The 14631-nt window shown below is 52.0% G+C and carries 12 protein-coding genes and 1 tRNA gene; all 13 read left to right on the top strand.

What is annotated here, in order from left to right; genetic code table 11:
* Nucleotides 1-33: 33 nt before the first annotated feature.
* Complete coding sequence (gene ftsH, locus B2R29_RS00415) at nucleotides 34-1971, top strand: ATP-dependent zinc metalloprotease FtsH (protein WP_301179285.1); 1938 nt, start codon at nucleotides 34-36, stop codon at nucleotides 1969-1971.
* Nucleotides 1972-2060: 89 nt separating this feature from the next.
* Complete coding sequence (gene folP, locus B2R29_RS00420) at nucleotides 2061-2903, top strand: dihydropteroate synthase (RefSeq protein WP_301179286.1); 843 nt, start codon at nucleotides 2061-2063, stop codon at nucleotides 2901-2903.
* Nucleotides 2896-4230 (top strand): phosphoglucosamine mutase, encoded by a 1335-nt coding sequence (gene glmM, locus B2R29_RS00425; protein WP_301179287.1) that lies wholly within the window; start codon nucleotides 2896-2898, stop codon nucleotides 4228-4230. Before folP ends, glmM begins: the two co-directional genes overlap by 8 nt.
* Nucleotides 4231-4312: 82 nt before the next feature.
* Nucleotides 4313-5053, top strand: a complete 741-nt coding sequence (tpiA, locus tag B2R29_RS00430) for a triose-phosphate isomerase (protein WP_301179288.1) — start codon at nucleotides 4313-4315, stop codon at nucleotides 5051-5053.
* Between the two features lie 14 nt (nucleotides 5054-5067).
* The gene (gene secG / locus B2R29_RS00435; protein WP_301179289.1) at nucleotides 5068-5472 is read left to right on the top strand and encodes a preprotein translocase subunit SecG; all 405 of its coding nucleotides are present in this window, start codon (nucleotides 5068-5070) and stop codon (nucleotides 5470-5472) included.
* Between the two features lie 15 nt (nucleotides 5473-5487).
* Nucleotides 5488-5573 (top strand) — tRNA-Leu (locus B2R29_RS00440).
* Between the two features lie 273 nt (nucleotides 5574-5846).
* Nucleotides 5847-6308, top strand: a complete 462-nt coding sequence (rimP, locus tag B2R29_RS00445) for a ribosome maturation factor RimP (RefSeq protein WP_076514175.1) — start codon at nucleotides 5847-5849, stop codon at nucleotides 6306-6308.
* Nucleotides 6309-6330: 22 nt separating this feature from the next.
* Entirely contained in the window at nucleotides 6331-7827 is a 1497-nt protein-coding gene (nusA, locus tag B2R29_RS00450) for a transcription termination factor NusA (RefSeq protein ID WP_301179290.1), read from the top strand.
* Between the two features lie 26 nt (nucleotides 7828-7853).
* A complete protein-coding gene (gene infB / locus B2R29_RS00455) occupies nucleotides 7854-10400 on the top strand; it encodes a translation initiation factor IF-2 (RefSeq protein ID WP_301179291.1) in 2547 nt (848 codons plus the stop codon).
* Nucleotides 10401-10514: 114 nt separating this feature from the next.
* Nucleotides 10515-10931, top strand: a complete 417-nt coding sequence (rbfA, locus tag B2R29_RS00460) for a 30S ribosome-binding factor RbfA (RefSeq protein ID WP_301179292.1) — start codon at nucleotides 10515-10517, stop codon at nucleotides 10929-10931.
* A gap of 1 nt (nucleotide 10932) precedes the next feature.
* A complete protein-coding gene (truB, locus tag B2R29_RS00465; RefSeq protein ID WP_301179293.1) occupies nucleotides 10933-11895 on the top strand; it encodes a tRNA pseudouridine(55) synthase TruB in 963 nt (320 codons plus the stop codon).
* An 82-nt stretch (nucleotides 11896-11977) separates the two neighbouring features.
* Nucleotides 11978-12247, top strand: a complete 270-nt coding sequence (rpsO, locus tag B2R29_RS00470; RefSeq protein WP_068441582.1) for a 30S ribosomal protein S15 — start codon at nucleotides 11978-11980, stop codon at nucleotides 12245-12247.
* Between the two features lie 245 nt (nucleotides 12248-12492).
* Nucleotides 12493-14595, top strand: coding sequence for a polyribonucleotide nucleotidyltransferase (pnp, locus tag B2R29_RS00475; protein ID WP_301179294.1), 2103 nt, complete (start codon nucleotides 12493-12495; stop codon nucleotides 14593-14595).
* The last annotated feature ends 36 nt before the right edge of the window (nucleotides 14596-14631 follow it).

Below are 14631 nucleotides of genomic sequence, written 5' to 3' on the forward strand. Positions count from 1 at the left end.
GTGGCGGTCTGTACGAGTAAGGTGGTGCCTCACATGGCAAAGAATTTCGTTTTATGGGCTGTTATCGCCGCTGTGCTGATGATGGTATTTCAAGGTCTGAACCCGGTAGACCGCAGTAACAGCTGGTCATACTCCGAGTTTATGAAGGCTGTTGAGAGTGGTCAGGTCGAGTCGGTGACCATCTCTGGGCAATCTATCAAGGGTACGTCGCGAGGCGGGCAGGCTTTTGAGTCTGTTCTACCAGCGTTTGATGACAAACTGATGGACACCCTGCTGGTGAATGACGTCGAAGTAATCGGCGAAAAACCAGAGAAACAGAGCTTCTTGTCGCAGTTGTTGCTGGCGTCCTTGCCGATCCTCATTATTATCGCGGTCTTCATGCTGTTTATGCGTCAGATGCAGGGCGGTGGCTCTGGTCGCGGCGGCCCTATGGCATTTGGTAAGAGCAAAGCCAAGCTGCTGAGCGAAGATCAGATCAAGACGACCTTCGGCGACGTAGCCGGCTGTGACGAAGCTAAAGAGGATGTGAAAGAGCTGGTTGAGTTCCTGCGGGAGCCAGGTAAGTACCAGAAACTGGGCGGTAAGATACCTCGCGGTGTTCTGATGGTCGGCCAGCCGGGTACAGGTAAAACATTGCTGGCGAAAGCGATTGCCGGTGAAGCACGTGTACCTTTCTTTTCAATTTCAGGGTCTGACTTCGTAGAAATGTTTGTCGGTGTGGGTGCGTCCCGTGTCCGAGACATGTTCGAACAAGCAAAGAAACAGGCTCCATGCATCATCTTTATCGACGAAATTGATGCCGTGGGTCGTTCTCGTGGTGTTGGTATCGGTGGTGGTAACGACGAACGCGAACAAACCCTCAACCAGCTCCTCGTTGAGATGGATGGTTTCGAAGTGAACGATGGCATTATCGTTATCGCCGCGACTAACCGTCCGGATGTACTCGATCCGGCGCTGCTGCGTCCTGGACGCTTCGACCGTCAGGTGGTTGTTGGTCTGCCAGATATTCGTGGCCGAGAACAGATTCTTCAGGTGCACATGAAAAAGGCACCCGTCTCCGATGATGTGAACGCGTCTCTTATTGCCCGTGGTACGCCTGGCTTCTCGGGTGCAGATCTGGCAAACCTCGTGAATGAGGCTGCGCTCTTTGCTGCCCGTGCCAATCGTTCTGAAGTAACGATGGAAGAGTTTGAAAAGGCAAAAGACAAGATTCTCATGGGTGCTGAACGCAAAACCATGGTCATGTCTGAGAAAGAGAAAGAAAACACAGCCTATCACGAGGCTGGACACGCGATCGTTGGTCGACTCGTACCAGAGCATGATCCGGTCTACAAAGTATCTATCATTCCACGTGGTCGCGCGCTGGGTGTGACTATGTTCCTGCCGGAAGAGGATCGTCACTCAATCAGTAAACGCGGTATTGAGAGCAATATCTGCTCGCTCTACGGTGGTCGGATCGCTGAAGAACTGACGCTGGGCAAAGAGGGTGTAACGACTGGCGCTTCGAACGACATTGAGCGCGCGACTAAGTATGCGCGCAACTATGTCACCAAGTGGGGGCTGTCTGACAAGCTGGGTGCTCAGTTGTACTCGGAAGACGAGCAGGGCGGTTACCTGGGAAGTTCAGGTGGCGGCCAGATGGCACACCTGTCTGATGATACTGCGCGGACGATTGACTCAGAGGTGAAAGAGCTGCTCGATAGTTGTTATCAGCGTGCGACTCAGATTCTGGTAGATAACCGCGATAAGCTGGAAATGATGAAAGATGCTCTGATGGAGTACGAGACGATCGATTCCGATCAGATTGATGACATCATGTCTGGAACCAAACCGCGCCCACCAAAAGGCTGGGGAGATGGTTCAGGTGGTTCTCCTGCAATGCCTGCTGATGATTCGGTGGAAAAAGAGTCGCGGGATATGGCCAGTGATGACGATGATGTCGCTGGTGAGCCGGCTGGCGAACGTCAGTAAGTATTAAGGCTCTGAAAAATGTAACAGGCACCGGTCTCCGGTGCCTGTTTTTTATTAATACCCTCGTATGATCTGATCCGGACCTCCCTGTGAAACTTTCTTGTGGTAACCGCACTCTGGACCTCGGTTCCGCCCATGTTATGGGTATCCTTAACGTCACCCCTGACTCCTTCTCTGATGGCGGTCAATACAATCAGTTGGATAAGGCCCTTGCTCGTGCCGAAAGTATGGTGGCCGAAGGAGCAACCATTCTTGATATTGGTGGTGAGTCCACTCGACCGGGAGCTGCTGCAGTCACCGTTGCGGAAGAGCTCGAACGCGTCGTGCCTGTTGTAGAGGGGATTGCGGCGAGGCTTGATGTTGCTATCTCAGTCGATACCAGTACCGCAGAAGTAATCAGTCAGGCGGCAAGCGCGGGAGCTCACCTGATTAATGATGTCCGAGCGTTACGTCGGGATGGGGCTTTGCAGGCCGCAGCCGATTCGCAGTTGCCTGTTTGTCTGATGCATATGCAGGGGGAACCTGACACTATGCAGAAGAATCCAAGATATGATGATGTTGTTCAGGATGTCAGGAATTTTCTGAAAGAGCGCATTGCCGCTGCTCACGCTGTAGGCATTGCCTCCGAGAAAATTCTGCTCGATCCGGGGTTTGGTTTCGGTAAAACACGTGTACACAATTACACGCTCCTGAACCGACTCGAGCAGATAGCCGCTTTGGGGTATCCATTACTGACCGGCTTGTCTCGTAAACGTATGATCGCAGATGTTCTCAATAGCACTGGGGACGCAACTGAGCGTGACGATGCAAGTGCAGCGGCTGCGACGCTTTGCGCTATGAAAGGTGCGCGCATTATCAGGGCGCACAATGTTAAAAAGACCTGGGAAGCGTTGCAGGTCGTGAATGCAACCCTGAGGGAAGGGCATGAGTAGAAAGTATTTTGGCACCGATGGTATCCGAGGACGGGTCGGTGAAGGGGCTATCACCCCAGAATTTGTGATGCGTCTTGGTTGGGCGGCAGGGAAGGTGTTTGCCAAGCGTGGCGTAAGCCGTATTCTGATCGGTAAAGACACCCGTATTTCGGGCTATATGTTTGAGTCGGCGCTTGAAGCTGGTCTGTCAGCGGCTGGTGTTGATATCGGTTTGCTGGGGCCTATCCCAACGCCGGGTATCGCTTATCTGACGCGTACCTTCCGTGCTGATGCTGGCATCGTGATCAGTGCGTCACATAACCCTTATTACGACAACGGCATTAAGTTTTTCTCAGCGGATGGCACCAAGTTACCCGATGAAGTGGAGCTTGAGATTGAGAGTTATCTGGACCAGCCGATTGAGTGTGTCGAGTCGGATAAACTGGGTAAGGCTGTCCGCATCAACGATGCGGCCGGGCGCTACATTGAGTTCTGCAAAGGTACGGCAAATTCCCTGAATCTGCGCGGCCTGAAGCTGGTACTGGACTGCAGTAACGGAGCAACCTATCAGATTGCGCCGTCAGTATTCAGCGAACTGGGTGCTACGGTGACAACCATAGGCAATACCCCGGACGGTCTGAATATCAATAAAGACTGCGGCTCTACATCGCCAGAAAAACTTCGTGATGTGGTTCTGGAGCAGAAAGCCGACCTGGGTATCGCTTTCGACGGTGACGGTGATCGCGTCATGATGGTTGATCACACAGGTGAACTGGTCGACGGCGATCAGTTGCTTTACATCGTTGCCAGCCATGCTGCTGAGCAAGGCCGGTTAAATGGTGGCGTGGTGGGTACTCAGATGAGTAACCTCGGCCTTGAACTGGCGCTTAAAGAGCAGGGCATCGATTTTGTGCGCGCAAAAGTGGGCGACCGCTATGTGATGCAAAAACTGGTTGAGCACAACTGGCGCTTCGGTGGTGAATCGTCCGGGCACCTTCTTTGTCTGGATGCCAATACCACCGGCGACGGCATCGTGTCGGCTCTGCAGGTTCTGGTCGCTCTGCGGGATACCGGCGTTGGTCTGCGTGAATGGACTGAGCGCATGAGTAAAATGCCACAGACAATGATTAATGTCCGCCGTCAGCGTGATCTTGATGTCATGGCGGATGAGCGTGTTCAGCAAGCGCTTACTGCAACAGAGAAAAAACTAGGCGACCGGGGCAGAGTGCTGCTGCGCCCTTCAGGCACTGAGCCGCTAGTGCGTGTGATGGTTGAAGCAGACGATCCGGCGGTAACACAGTTATTGGCGCAGGAATTGGCCGAAGAAGTCAGCAAGGTACTGGCATAGACAGACGTCGCCAGTATCGTCCATCTTGTTTCAGACGAGCTTCTCAGATAGTATCTGCGCTCTTTGAATTTTGGGGTGACACATGCGTCGCATATTAGTAGCCGGAAACTGGAAGATGAACGCTTCGCGCGCTCAGACTGACACTTTGATTACGGGGCTCCGTAATGCCGGTGAACTTTCATGTGATCTGGCTGTGTTTCCTCCGTTTCCGTACCTGAGTCAGGCTATTTCCGTCGCAGACGGCAGTCAGATACGTGTTGGTGCCCAGAACTGCGCCGAGGCAGGTAGTGGTGCATACACAGGTGAAGTATCCGCAGAAATGCTGACAGACCTGGGCGCCAGTATGGTCATTATTGGTCATTCAGAGCGCCGGACTTTGTACGCTGAAACTGACGACGTCGTTCTTCGTAAGACACGACAGGCACTGGACCACGGTCTGGTCGCTGTTGTTTGTGTCGGAGAAACGCTGGAGGAACGCCAGAGCGGAAAAGCTGAAGAAGTTGTTGGGGCTCAGATGTCGCTTCTGATTTCAGAGCTTTCTGATGCAGATTGGGAAAACGTAGTCATTGCTTACGAACCCGTCTGGGCGATCGGCACTGGCGAAACAGCAACACCTGAGCAAGCGCAGGCCATCCATGCGTTTATTCGTGGATTGTTGAATCAACGGAATACAGATCTCGGTGCGGCGACACGTTTGCTTTACGGCGGAAGCGTAAAAGCTGCAAATGCGGCTGAATTATTTTCACAACAGGATATCGATGGTGGTCTGGTCGGCGGGGCTTCCCTCGATGTAGATGAATTTCTCGGTATTTGTCGGGCATAAGGGCTCAGGATTTTATGGAACAGATTATTCTCATCGGTCACATCGTCATTGCTATCGCGATTATCGCTTTTGTTCTGATGCAGCAAGGTAAGGGTGCTGACGCAGGCGCTTCGTTTGGTTCGGGTGCGTCCCAGACTGTGTTCGGTTCTGCGGGGTCTGCTAACTTCCTGAGCCGTACCACTGCAATTCTTGCTACCGCATTTTTCATTACCAGCCTTGGTTTGGCCATTTATGCCAAGCAAAAGGCCTCTGGTGCAGATGAAGCAGGAATTCCTACACTGGAAGTGCAAGAAGTACTTGAGCAAGACACCCCAGTTGTGGAAGAATACGCGCCGTCTGAAGATGACGCTCCAGAACTGGACGCTTCTGCTGAAGCAGATGCACCGGTTGTGGAAACGACGGAAGAAACGACTAAGTAATTTCTTCCCCTGTGTGCGGATGTGGTGGAATTGGTAGACACGCCATCTTGAGGGGGTGGTGAGCAACGCTCGTGCGAGTTCGAGTCTCGCCATCCGCACCAACTTATTCCGATGATCGTGACTCAACGGTCATCTGAGAAAGCGGACCAGGGTTCGCTTTTTTTATTGGCAGCGCGTATAATGCGTCTGCTTATTTGAAAAGCCCCTCACGTCAGGGGCTTTTTAGTAGCTGGCATTCTGAAATTGTCTGTTTATGGATGCTCAGTATCACAGGAATCTGCTCTGCAGGTTCCGGTCTGCAAAAGGCAGTAGCGGACTGGGCACATGTTGCCCAGTTTTTGTTTGTGGCGAGAGCCAAATCCCCGGGAGAATTTATCGTGGCAAAAGAGAGTCTGTTAAACGAACTGCTCGGTCCGGTCGTTGAGTCCATGGGATATACCTTCTGGGGGCTTGAATATCTCTCCCAGGGTAAAGACACGGTATTGCGCGTGTTTATTGATCACGAGAACGGTATCACCGTTGATGACTGCGCTGCAGTCAGTCGTCAGATCAGTAGTGTGATGGATGTAGAAGATCCGATCTCTCAGGTTTACAACCTGGAAGTGTCATCCCCAGGTATGGATCGTCCTGTGTTCACACTCGAGCAGTACGCGTCATTAGCAGGAAATATTATCGACGTACGTTTACGCATGGCGTTTGACGGGCGGCGGAAATTCAAGGGCCAATTAATTGGTGTGGAGCAGGAAGACATCGTTCTTCGCGTTGACGATAACGAATACCTGTTGCCTATCGAGCTGATTGAAAAGGCTAACGTTGTTCCACAATTCAAGGATTAAGGTTGCAAAGCGAGGCTAGAAGATGAGCAAAGAAATTCTCCTGGTCGCGGAAGCGGTTTCCAACGAGAAAGGCGTTTCCAGGGAAATTATTTTTCAGGCGATCGAATCGGCGTTGGCCGCGGCAGCGAAAAAACGTTACGAAGATGAAGAGGCCGTTATTCGTGTGGATATCGACCGCAAAACTGGCGACTACGAAACTTTCCGTAGCTGGCTGGTAGTAAGCAATGATGTGGTTCCAGGACTTGGTGACGAGCTGACCCTGCAAGAAGCGCATGAAATTGATACGAACCTGCAGCCGGGTGATACCTATGAAATTCAGGTAGAAAATCCTGATTTCGGTCGTATTGCGGCCCAGGCAGCTAAACAGATTATTGTACAGAAGGTACGTGAAGCTGAACGTGCGCAAGTCGTTGAACAGTATGAACACCGCGTCGGTGAGTTGATCGGTGGCACTGTTAAGAAAGTGACTCGTGACAATGTGATTGTCGACCTGGGTAACAACGCTGAAGCGCTGATGCCTAAAGATCAGTTAATTGGTCGTGAAATTATGCGTATGGGCGATCGTATTCGCGCCATTCTGTTTGATATCCGCCCAGAGAATCGCGGCCCTCAACTTATGCTGAGTCGCACGGTTCCAGCCATGCTGATCGAACTGTTCCGTATCGAAGTTCCTGAGATTTCTGAAGAAGTTATCGAGATTAAAGGTGCAGCACGTGATCCGGGTTCACGCGCAAAAATCGCGGTTAAATCCAACGATAAGCGTATCGATCCAGTGGGTGCTTGTGTGGGTATGCGCGGTGCGCGTGTTCAGGCCGTTACCAACGAACTCGGTGGCAACGAACGTATCGATATCGTTCTCTGGGATGATAACCCAGCTCAACTGGTGATCAATGCGATGGCGCCAGCAGAGGTTGCTTCGATTGTTGTTGATGAAGAAGCCAATTCAATGGATGTTGCGGTTGCAGAAGACAATCTGGCACAGGCTATCGGCCGTGGTGGTCAGAATGTTCGTCTGGCTTCTGAATTGACGGGTTGGGAAATCAACGTCATGACCGAAGAAGACGCAATCGAGAAGCAGAACGAAGAAGCGTCTGGCTTTATTGAAGGCTTTGTGAACAGCCTCGATATCGACGAAGACTTCGCAATACTTCTGGTGGAGGAGGGGTTCACTACCCTCGAAGAAATCGCCTACGTACCTATGGAAGAAATGCTTCAGATCGATGGCCTTGATGAGGATGTCGTGACCGAGCTGCGTAATCGCGCCAAAGATGTGTTGCTGACTCAGGCGATTGCGTCTGAAGAAGTACTGGAATCAGCACAGCCGGCGGAAGACCTTCTCAATATGGAAGGCATGGAAAAGCATCTGGCATTGGTTCTCGCCAGCAAAGGTATCTGCACAATGGAAGACCTTGCTGAACAAGCAATTGATGACCTCCTGGATGTAGAAGGGATGACCGAAGAAAAAGCGGGTGAGCTGATCATGACTGCCCGTAAGCCTTGGTTTGAAGGCACTGAATAATCACTCGCCCGGTATAGGAGAAACGTATGGCAGATGTAACAGTTAAAGAACTCGCCGACGTGGTAGGGACGAGCACAGACCGCCTGCTCTCCCAGATGAAAGAAGCGGGCCTGCCTCAGAGCTCTGAGGCTGACACCGTGAATGATGAGCAGAAGCAGAGTCTGCTCGCATTTTTGAAAAAAAGTCACGGCGAAGCGAATGCTGAACCGAAGAAAATCACCCTGAAGCGTAAAGTCACTACGACTTTGAAAACCGGTCAGGGCGGTAAAAAAGCGGTCAATATCGAAGTCCGTAAAAAGCGTACTTATGTGAAGCGCGAAGAAGTGGACGTGGCGGCAGAAAAAGCACGCCAGGAAGAAGAAGCGCGTATTGCAGCAGAAAAAGAAGCAGCGTTAAAAGCGCAGGCAGAAGCAGAAAAAGCGGCAGCTGAAGCAGCTGCCCCTGCGAAAGCTGAGCCGGTAGCGGCACCTTCAGAAACTAAGCCTGTGGAATCTGCAGCTGAAGCCAAAGCAGCACCGGCAGAAGCTAAAGAGCCAGCGAAGAAGAAGGCTGATGCAAAACCTGCGTTGACGCCAGAAGAGGAAGCAGCGCAGAAGCGTGCTGAGGCCGAAGCGGCACAACAGCGCGATGAGCAGCAGCGTAAGAAGAACAAAACACCTGAGCGTAAGCGTACTGACAAAGATAGCCGATTCGATAATGAAGATAATCGTGGTGGCCGTAATCAGCGTCGACCAAAAGCTAAGCTGAAGACCAAAGGTCGTAGCAGTAACCGCAATGCAAATAACGAGCATGCGTTTACTAAGCCGACAGCACCAGTGGTTCGTGAAGTTGAACTTCCTGAAACCATTACTGTGGGTGATCTTGCCTCTAAGATGGCCGTGAAAGCGGGTGAAGTGATTAAAGAACTGATGAAAATGGGCGTTATGGCGACCATTAATCAGCCTCTTGATCAGGACACTGCATCACTGGTTGTCGAAGAAATGGGTCACAAGGTGTCTAAGCTGATTGCCGACAACCAGCTGGAGCAGGACGTGACTGAAGGCGTCAGTTATGACGGCGATGAAACCACTCGTGCACCTGTGGTTACCGTGATGGGTCACGTTGACCATGGTAAAACCTCGCTGCTCGATTATATTCGTAGCTCGCGTGTCGCTTCGGGTGAAGCCGGTGGTATTACTCAGCACATCGGTGCGTACCACGTTGAAACTGACCACGGCATGGTGTCTTTCCTGGATACACCAGGGCACGCGGCGTTTACCTCAATGCGTGCTCGCGGTGCTCAGGCAACCGACGTCGTGATTCTGGTGGTTGCAGCCGATGATGGTGTAATGCCTCAGACCGAAGAAGCGGTACAACACGCTAAGTCGGCAGGCGTACCTCTGGTGGTTGCCGTTAACAAGATGGATAAAGAAGGTGTTGATCCGGATCGTGTTAAAAACGAACTGTCAGCACGCGATGTGATTCCGGAAGACTGGGGCGGTGATGTTCCATTTATCCCAGTATCCGCGAAGACCGGTATGGGGATTGAGGCACTGCTGGAAGCCGTCATTCTGCAGGCTGAATTACTTGAGCTGAAAGCTCACTTTGAAGGCCCGGGTCAGGGTGTTGTCGTAGAGTCGCGTCTTGATAAAGGTCGCGGTCCAGTGGCAACTCTTCTGGTTCAGAACGGCACCCTGAAGAAAGGTGACGTGGTTCTGGCGGGTACTTGCTACGGTCGTGCTCGTGCGCTGCTCGATGAGAACGGCAAGCCGACTGAGTCTGCGGGTCCTTCTATTCCGGTAGAGATTCTGGGTCTGAACGGTACGCCAGACGCGGGCGACAACTTCATGGTTGTTGAGAACGAGAAGAAAGCACGTGAAGTTGCTGAGTTCCGTGAAACCAAGCTGAAAGAACAGCATCAGCAGCGCCAGCAGGCCGCGAAACTGGACGCTCTGTTTGCCGGCATGGCAGAGGGCGAAGTGGCTGCACTGAATGTCGTCGTCAAGACTGACGTTCGTGGTTCTCTTGAAGCGATCGTGTCTTCACTTCAGAAGCTCGCAACTGACGAAGTGAAAGTAAACGTCGTTGCTTCAGGCGTCGGTGGTATCACCGAAACTGACGCAACACTGGCCGTCGCGGCTGGCGCGGTACTATTTGGCTTCAACGTCCGTGCTGACAACGCCGCTAAGAAGGTCGTTGAAGGTAATGATGTTGATATGCGCTACTACAGCGTTATCTACGACCTGATCGATGACGTGAAACAGGCAATGGCCGGTCTGCTGGCACCTGAGTTACGCGAAGAGATTGTGGGTATTGCTGAAGTACGTGATGTGTTCAAGTCGCCTAAGTTCGGTCAGATCGCTGGCTGTATGGTGACCGAAGGCACGATTTACCGTAATAAGAAAATCCGTGTACTGCGTGAAAATGTGGTGATCTACGAAGGTGAACTGGAATCTCTGCGTCGCTTTAAAGACGACGTGCAGGAAGTTCGCCAGAGCACTGAGTGTGGTATCGGCGTGAAGAACTATCAGGATGTTCGCCCTGGCGATCAGATCGAAGTCTTCGATGTGAAAGAGGTTGCACGTACTCTGTAACCAGGAGTGCCTGCACCATAAACCAGAGCCCGGCCATGCCGGGCTTTGGTGTCTCTGGGCAACGCCCGGAATCCGCATTTACCAGGCCGGAAAGCTGGCCTCAGAGAGATAAAAATGCCTAAAGATTTCAGCCGTACTTCCCGACTCGGGGAGCAGATCCAGCGCGAAGTTGCGCAGATGATTCAGTTTGAAATGAAGAACCCGAATCTGGGTATGGTGACCCTGAATTCGGTTAAGGTTGCGAAAGACCTCGGTTATGCCGACATCTATTTCACTGTGATGGGTGCCAAGGGCGAAACCGATGCCGAAATTCGTGCGAACACCAGCAAGATTCTGAACGAAGCCGCAGGCTATCTGCGCTCACAACTGGCAAGAATCCTGACGACGCGAGTGACGCCACAACTGCGCTTTCATTACGATGAAACGTTGGAGCGAGGCCATCATCTGACTGGGCTGATCAAACAGGCGCGTGCAGAAGATGACGCCCGTCATGAAGGCGATAATAGCGATCAGGACGACGCTCAGAACTGATATGGCACGAAAGAAAAAAGGCCGGGACATCTCCGGCATTCTGGTGGTGAACAAACCACTGGGGCTTAGCTCAAATCAGGTTCTGCAGCGGGTTAAGCGTCTGTTCAATGCCAACAAAGCCGGGCACACCGGGGCACTCGATCCCGAGGCGACCGGTGTCTTACCCATCTGCTTAGGCGAAGCCACCAAGTTTTCACAGTTACTGCTCGACTCGAACAAAGGCTACGACACGGTCGGCGCGTTGGGCCAGGTACGTAGTACTGGCGACAAAGAAGGCGAAGTTCTGCAGGAGCGTCCGGTACCTGAGCTGGACGCTGATAAAATCGAAGGGGTTTTGCGCAATTTTAGAGGTGACGTCGAGCAGGTTCCACCTATGTTCTCGGCACTCAAAATGGACGGTAAGCCGCTCTATGAGCTGGCCCGGCAGGGCATGTCACAGGATGAAATGCGCGCTGTCGCTGAAAAGAAACGCCGCGTTATCCGTATCCACGAATTGACCCTGAACACCTACACTCCGGATTCGCTGAGCTTAAGTGTACGTTGTTCCAAAGGCACCTATATCCGCACTCTTGTCGAAGATATTGGCGAAGCCCTTGGATGTGGCGCTTTCGTTCAGGACCTGCACCGCACGCATTCTGGGCCATACAATGAAGCCATGTCTCATACGCTTGAAGAGCTGGAGCAACTCGCAGAGCAGAGTGATGATAAAGACGCTTTGGACGCGCTCCTGATGCCTCCAGAAACCGCTTTACCGGAGTCCTGGCCGGAAGTATCACTTTCTCTGGCAGAAGCCGCACGGTTACTGCAGGGACAGGCTATAAAAACTGGCTTAACAGACAACCCTTCTGTACAATTATGGGCCGTTGAATCTGGGGTTCGTATTCTGCTTGGCATTGGCCGGGTTGAAAACGGCGCCATCCGTTCGCAACGCCTGTTACAGGTCGCGCTTCCGGACACGGTTTAACCGTCACATAAGTGACGACGCATGCCACTGTAAATGTGCACGGTGGTGATGTTTTTTAAGGCACATTCATGGAGTTAAGAACATGGCATTATCTGCTGAAAAGAAAGCTGAAATCGTAAACGAGTTCAAGACCGCTGAAGGCGATACTGGTTCTCCTGAAGTACAGGTTGCACTGCTGACTTACAACATCAATGGTCTGCAGGGTCACTTCAAGAGCAACAAGAAAGATCACCATTCACGTCGTGGTCTGATCCGCATGGTAAACCAGCGTCGCAAGCTGCTGGACTACCTGAAAGGTAAAGATGCAAATCGTTACCTTGAGCTGATCAAGAAGCTTGGTCTGCGTCGCTAAGTAAGCGCGAACAGCAAGATAAGAGCCGCATTGCGGCTCTTATTGTTTTCACTGTAAGTACTGCCCCTCTGTAACTTCAAAAAACACAACCTGCGTAAGCTGTGGTGCCAACCCCGTGTATCAAGTAATCCACGGTGGTGCTTCTAACCATTTATCTTCTTTCGGTTTTATCGACTGAAGGTCAATGCTTAGAAGCACCGGCAGTCACGTAGGGAACTCATTGTAAAAATGTAAGGAAAGACTGAATGAGCAATATCCCTGTTGCTAAGACAAAAACGTTTGAATTCGGCGGTAAGACCGTCACTCTCGAAACTGGCCGCGTTGCACGTCAGGCTGATGGCGCAGTACTCGCAACCATCGGTAAAACTCAGGTGCTGGCAACCGTTGTTGCTGCGAAGAGCACTAAGCCGGGCCAGGATTTCTTCCCGCTGTCTGTTCACTACCAGGAAAAAATGTACGCCGCTGGCCGTATTCCGGGTGGCTACCTGAAGCGTGAAGGTCGTCCTTCTGAGAAAGAGACCCTGACTTCTCGCCTGATCGACCGTCCTATCCGTCCGCTGTTCCCAGAAGGTTTCCTGAACGAAGTACAGGTAATTCCTACTGTGATGGCGTCTGAGAAGGGCGTTGATCCGGACATCTGTGCCATGATCGCTGTATCAGCGGCACTGGCTGTGTCTGGTGTACCGTTCAACGGTCCTATTGGTGCTGCCCGCGTTGGTTTCACTGACGAAGACGGTTACACCCTGAACCCAACTGCAGAACAGCTCGAAGACTCTCTGCTGGACATGGTCGTTGCGGGTACTAAAGACGCCGTTCTGATGGTTGAATCCGAAGCGGACGAACTGACCGAAGACGAAATGCTGGGTGCGGTTCTGTTCGCACACAAATCATTCCAGAGCGCGATCACTGCTATCAGCGAGTGGACTGAAGAGCTGGGTGTTGAGCGTTGGGACTGGACTGCAGAGGCCCGTAACGAAGCATTGTACGAAGCGGTTAAAGCAGAAGCTGCGGCTGCAATCGGCGAAGCTTATACCATCTCTGACAAGATGGCTCGTTACGCCAAGCTGGATGAAGTTAAAGCCGCGACCGTTGAAAAACTGGCCGCTGCTGAAGGTGAAGAAGGCTTCACCGCTGACGAGATCACTGACATGGTTGGCGAGCTGAAGTACGAAGTAGTTCGTCAGCGCAGCGTTGATGGCAACCCACGTATCGACGGCCGTGACAACGATACCGTTCGTCCGCTGACGATTGAGACTGGTGTACTGGCAACCACCCACGGTTCTGCTCTGTTTACTCGTGGTGAAACTCAGGCGATCGTGACTACGACTCTGGGTTCAGCTCGTGACGCTCAGATGATCGACTTCCTGCACGGTCTGACCACTGATCCGTTCCTGTTCCACTACAACTTCCCAGCATACTCTGTTGGTGAAACAGGTCGTATGGGCTCTCCGGGTCGTCGTGAGATTGGTCACGGTCGTCTTGCTCGTCGTGGTATCCAGGCGATGATGCCGACTCAGGATGAATTCCCATACACCATCCGTGTGGTATCAGAAATCACTGAATCTAACGGTTCTTCGTCTATGGCGTCTGTATGTGGTGCCTCTCTGGCGCTGATGGATGCGGGTGTGCCGATCAAAGCACCGGTTGCCGGTATCGCGATGGGTCTGATTAAAGAAGGCGAGAAGTTCGCTGTACTGACCGATATTCTGGGTGATGAAGATCACCTGGGCGACATGGACTTTAAAGTAGCCGGCACCGATGAAGGTATCACTGCACTGCAGATGGATATCAAGATCGAAGGCATTACTGAAGAGATCATGGAAATCGCTCTTGAGAAAGCGAAAGCAGCGCGTCTGCACATTCTCGAAGATATGAACAAAGTGATCGCTGAGCCTCGTAAAGAGCTGTCTGAAAATGCGCCGACCATGTCGACCATGAAGATTGCTTCTGACAAGATCCGTGACGTCATTGGTAAGGGTGGTGCAACCATCCGTGACATCACCGAGAAGACCGGTGCTTCTGTTGATATCAACGACGACGGTGAGATCAAGATTTTTGCCACAGATAAAGCCAGCGCTGATGCGGCAATCAATATGATCGAAGGCATCACAGCCGACATCGAAGTGGGCGTTACCTACGAAGGTAAAGTCAGCAAGATTGTTGATTTCGGTGCCTTTATCACGGTACTGCCAGGCAAAGACGGTCTGCTGCACATCTCTCAGATCAGCGAAGAGCGTGTTGAAAACGTCTCTGACTACCTGAGCGAAGGCCAGACAGTTAAGGTTCACGTGATGGACGTTGATCCGAAAGGTCGCGTTAAGCTGACTATGAAAGGTGTTGAGCAGTAAGTTCTGCTGAATATCTGACAAAGAAAAGCCGCTCAT

The organism is Thalassolituus sp. UBA3500, from assembly GCF_002377545.1.
Taxonomy (GTDB): domain Bacteria; phylum Pseudomonadota; class Gammaproteobacteria; order Pseudomonadales; family Oceanobacteraceae; genus Thalassolituus.

Bases quoted from the DNA above. Each gene is read 5' to 3' on its own strand.
- ftsH (WP_301179285.1), top strand. From the start codon at position 34: ATGGCAAAGAATTTCGTTTTATGGGCTGTTATCGCCGCTGTGCTGATG.
- glmM (WP_301179287.1), top strand. From the start codon at position 2,896: ATGAGTAGAAAGTATTTTGGCACCGATGGTATCCGAGGACGGGTCGGT.
- tpiA (WP_301179288.1), top strand. From the start codon at position 4,313: ATGCGTCGCATATTAGTAGCCGGAAACTGGAAGATGAACGCTTCGCGC.
- secG (WP_301179289.1), top strand. From the start codon at position 5,068: ATGGAACAGATTATTCTCATCGGTCACATCGTCATTGCTATCGCGATT.
- nusA (WP_301179290.1), top strand. From the start codon at position 6,331: ATGAGCAAAGAAATTCTCCTGGTCGCGGAAGCGGTTTCCAACGAGAAA.
- infB (WP_301179291.1), top strand. From the start codon at position 7,854: ATGGCAGATGTAACAGTTAAAGAACTCGCCGACGTGGTAGGGACGAGC.
- rbfA (WP_301179292.1), top strand. From the start codon at position 10,515: ATGCCTAAAGATTTCAGCCGTACTTCCCGACTCGGGGAGCAGATCCAG.
- truB (WP_301179293.1), top strand. From the start codon at position 10,933: ATGGCACGAAAGAAAAAAGGCCGGGACATCTCCGGCATTCTGGTGGTG.
- rpsO (WP_068441582.1), top strand. From the start codon at position 11,978: ATGGCATTATCTGCTGAAAAGAAAGCTGAAATCGTAAACGAGTTCAAG.
- pnp (WP_301179294.1), top strand. From the start codon at position 12,493: ATGAGCAATATCCCTGTTGCTAAGACAAAAACGTTTGAATTCGGCGGT.